The sequence below is a fragment of the Oleiphilus sp. HI0067 genome, from assembly GCF_001635735.1.
Genome location: NZ_LWFI01001447.1, coordinates 1 through 819, shown reverse-complemented (window position 1 = coordinate 819; position 819 = coordinate 1). Strand labels below are relative to the sequence as shown.

The 819-nt window shown below is 42.0% G+C and carries 1 protein-coding gene; it reads right to left on the bottom strand.

Going from position 1 to position 819, the window contains the following annotated elements; all coding sequences use genetic code 11:
- The coding region (locus A3739_RS23595) for an HmuY family protein (RefSeq protein ID WP_197472524.1) at positions 1 to 684 on the bottom strand (684 nt) is incomplete at its 3' end.
- Between the last annotated feature and the right edge of the window lie 135 nt (positions 685 to 819).

Genomic DNA, 819 nt, shown 5'->3' with positions numbered 1-819 from the left:
TGGCATTACATTCACAACAAACGATTCATTGGAATCAAGAATCTGTGACGTACCTTGCGCCTGAACATCAAACTCAAACGTTACTTCCGCATGCGCATAGTCATACAAGAAATATGTCGCCTTCATGAGCGCATAGCTGTCACCTTCTGCAGAACGAATTAACCAAGAATTATCAGAATTCGCACTAGTATTAGGAGGATTACCGCCACCAACGTGTTGGTAATTATACCAATCACCGCTCACCGCTAGATTCTCTGAATCCGAAACAAACGTCAGAAGACTTGTATCGTACGACGCTAAAAGATGCTCTTCTTCGATAGCATCACTCGCATTAAGAAAAACGTTTACGTCAGGATCGTCTCCATTATAAAAATCATCTTGAGCAGCAGCCAGTGCACCTTCGACATTACCAATGCCGCTAGTACCACCATTCAAAATAGCGCCATTACGACGAAAACCTATGTGCCATGCTGTTGACGCAGCCGCCTCCGCCGCAGTTAAACTAACTTCAGAGCCAGTTTCTAGATTGAAGTACGTGTAATCGGTATATGAAGATGCATCAATCTGTGTTGTTGGCGTTACACTTTCGTCTGAACCAACTACTGATGAAGATCCTGAACCGCCACAACCGACAAGTACTGCACTACTTACAGCAAGTGTTAATAATTTCTTTTGATTAGTCATTTTTTTACCCTTTACGAACAAGTTAGTAATTTTCAAATAGGCATCTAGAAGTGATCCAAGCGCAAACCAACAAAGACATAACGCCCCTGTTCCGGCCTTAAATCACTTGAGCTTTTAAAATCTTTCTGTGTATTT